Origin of the sequence: uncultured Dialister sp. (assembly GCF_937959425.1) — a bacterium.
Lineage (GTDB): Bacteria > Bacillota > Negativicutes > Veillonellales > Dialisteraceae > Dialister.
Genome location: NZ_CALGPS010000108.1, coordinates 1 through 2,954 on the forward strand (window position 1 = coordinate 1; position 2,954 = coordinate 2,954).

3 protein-coding genes are annotated in these 2,954 nt (G+C 50.9%); all 3 read left to right on the forward strand.

Going from position 1 to position 2,954, the window contains the following annotated elements; genetic code table 11:
* The first annotated feature begins 486 nt into the window (after nt 1–486).
* The 3 genes from dnaN to recF are packed head-to-tail and all read left to right on the forward strand — an operon-like array spanning nt 487 to nt 2,884.
* The gene (gene dnaN, locus Q0482_RS04745; protein WP_299144053.1) at nt 487–1,605 is read left to right on the forward strand and encodes a DNA polymerase III subunit beta; all 1,119 of its coding nucleotides are present in this window, start codon (nt 487–489) and stop codon (nt 1,603–1,605) included.
* Nucleotides 1,605–1,820 carry an RNA-binding S4 domain-containing protein gene (locus tag Q0482_RS04750; protein WP_299144056.1) on the forward strand — a complete coding sequence of 72 codons (216 nt, stop codon included), beginning with the start codon at nt 1,605–1,607 and terminating at the stop codon, nt 1,818–1,820. The genes dnaN and Q0482_RS04750 overlap by 1 nt, the downstream gene beginning before the upstream one ends.
* Nucleotides 1,820–2,884, forward strand: coding sequence for a DNA replication/repair protein RecF (recF, locus tag Q0482_RS04755; RefSeq protein WP_299144059.1), 1,065 nt, complete (start codon nt 1,820–1,822; stop codon nt 2,882–2,884). The genes Q0482_RS04750 and recF overlap by 1 nt, the downstream gene beginning before the upstream one ends.
* The last annotated feature ends 70 nt before the right edge of the window (nt 2,885–2,954 follow it).

Sequence of the window (2,954 nt, forward strand, 5' to 3'; positions counted from 1 at the left end):
GCGAAAAGTTTCCTACACGGCTTGACACTATGGTATTTCATACCGACAGGAAACTATTCGCAAAAGGTTTCCTACCCGGCTTGACGCTATAGTGTTTCATACCGACAGGAAACTATTCGCAAAAGGTTTCCTACCCGGCTTGACGCTATAGTGTTTCATACCGACAGGAAACTATTTGCAAAAGGTTTCCTACCCGGCTTGACACTATGGTGTTTCATACCGACAGGAAACCTTTCCCCCTCCTAAAGGACTGTGAACAAAAGGGACGGGGGCAGGGGATAATCCTGTTTTCACACTGTGAATAAAGGGGAAGAAAGGAAAAACTGTGAAATCTGTGAATTGTGAAAAAAGTTATTCACTTCTTTCTGACAAAGCGGGACATTCGACGAAATCTTGATTTTCACAAAGTTATTCACTTTTTCACAGCGTACTACTGCGACTACTACTATCTTTTAAATATCATCGTCATTTTTATAAGGAGCTGCCATGAAAGTCATCTTCAACAAATCGGACCTCATCGGTGCCCTGGACCGTGTCCAGCGGGCTGCCCAGACAAAAGTCACATCCAATACTAACAACGGCATTTTCATTTCTGCTGTCGGAGGAAATATCCTCATCCAGGCCAATGATTACACCATCGGTATCAAAACATCCTGTCCTGCAGACATTGAAGAGGACGGGGTCACAGTCATTGCAGCACCGCAGCTGCAGTCCACCATCCGCATGATGCCGGCAGGAGACGTGGTGATGGAAAAGAAAGACCATGAAAACCTGGTTTCCTTTAAGAGCGGTACCTACCTTTCCAAATTCCCCACCAGGGAACAGGTGGAATTCCCGGATGTACAGGAAATGGATCACCGGAACCACTGCCTGGTGAAATGCAGGGATTTTGCCGACATGGTAAGCCTCGTTTCCTTTGCTGCTGCCAACGACAAACAGAAACCCATTTTTTCCGGCATCCTGTTTGAAGTAAATAAGAATACCTTCACCATGGTGGCCACCAATACCCACCGGCTGGCAGCCAAGGAAATCACGCTGGACGAAGAAGCTGCTGCAGAGGGAAGATTCATCGTTCCTTCCGGCATCCTGGCCGATGTGAGCCGCATTCTTCCACAGGATGACGACAAGGCTATGGTGGAAATTTCCTGGTCCAACAACCATGTGGCCTTCACCTTTGGCGACACCTACTTCATTGCCAGCCTGGTGAACGGCGAATACCCGGACTACCACCGCATTATCCCCACCCATTTCGATGCAAGGGCGGAAGTGAACCTGAAGGACTTTGAAGAAGCGGTACGTTTCGTCAGCCCCATTGCCCGGGACATGAGCTACCAGACCATCAATTTCCATTTCAACGGCGACACCCTGGAAATTTTCGAAGAAGATCCGGATATCGGACGGGCGGACACCTCCATTCCCGTGAAACTGGAAGGGGAAAATATCAGCCTCACCTTCAACTGCACCTACATCGAAGACATCCTGAAGCATTCCAAAGGGGAAACCATCATCCTGAATCTGCAGAAAGCGGGCCCCATTGTCATTGAACAGGAAGAAGATAAAACCTATAATTATATGCTCACGCCTATGAGAGGAAGGAAATACTGATGAAGGACGTAACGATTTACGGAGACTACATCCAGCTGGACCAGTTTCTGAAAAAAATGGATTACATTTCCTCCGGCGGTGAAACGGCTGCTTTTCTGGAAAGCCACACCATCACCCTGAACGGCAGCCGAGTCCATGAAAAAAGAAAGAAAATCAGAAAAGGAGACACCCTCGTCATTGACAGCAGTGAATTTGCCATTACCGGAGAAGCCTGATGAAATGCACTTCCTTCCGGGTCATCAAGGTGCGCTCCTTTGAAGACATGACCGTGGCGCCTTCGCCGGCCCTTACCCTGTTCACCGGCCCCAACGGCAGCGGCAAGACAAACCTCATAGAAGCCCTGTCCTACGCCTCCACCGGCAAATCCTTCCGCACCGGAAATGACGGAGAAATCATCCGCCTGGGCCAGGAGGAAGGCACCATTCTGGTGGACTTTGAAACAGGGAAAACGGTGCAGACCATCAAAATCAGGCTCACTAGAAGCCAGGGGAAAAAGATTTTCCTGAACGACACGGCCATCCGCAAAAAAGAACTGGTGGGCCTTTTCCGCACCGTCCTCTTCACCCCCGACGAGCTGCAGCTCATCAAAGGCGCTCCCCAGCTGCGGCGCCGGTTCATGGACATGGAAATTTCCCAGGTCTCCCCCAGGTACTACGAAGAATTCCTCCGTTACAGCCGGGCCGTGCAGCAGCGGAACAGCGCCCTTAAAAACGCCCAGGCCACCGGCAGGAAACCGGACCTGGACATGTGGGACATGCAGATTGCCGCCTCCGCTTCCTACCTGGTGAAAAAAAGACTGGAAACTACAGAGAAAATGAACCGGACCGTGCCGGCCATGGAAGAACAGCTCACCGGCAGCAAAGAAAGCCTGGCCATCCGATACATCCAGCAGGGGAGCAGCAGCCCCCGCTATGACATGGAATGGTTTTTAGAGCAGCTCTCCCAACGAAGGGAAGAAGACGCCCGCTTCTGCCACACCTCCATCGGTCCCCACAGGGACGACCTCCGCTTCCTTCTGAACGGCCTTGATATCTCTGCCTACGGCTCCCAGGGCCAGCAGCGCACCGCCATCCTTTCCATGAAACTTTCGGAAATGGAATTCATCCGGGAAGAAACGGGGGAATACCCGGTGCTCCTCCTGGATGACATAGGAAGCGAACTGGACAGAGAAAGAAGAGAAGCCCTCCTCTCCTTCCTGAAAAAACAGGAAATCCAGACCCTGGTAACAGGGACGGAGAAAATGTTTGACGGAGGAAAAGTGGTGGAAATGGGGAAATAGTGAGCTGGTGGGCTGGTGGGCTAGATAATATGAAGTGACCTCACATTTGTAGCATCGTGGATTTACCTGT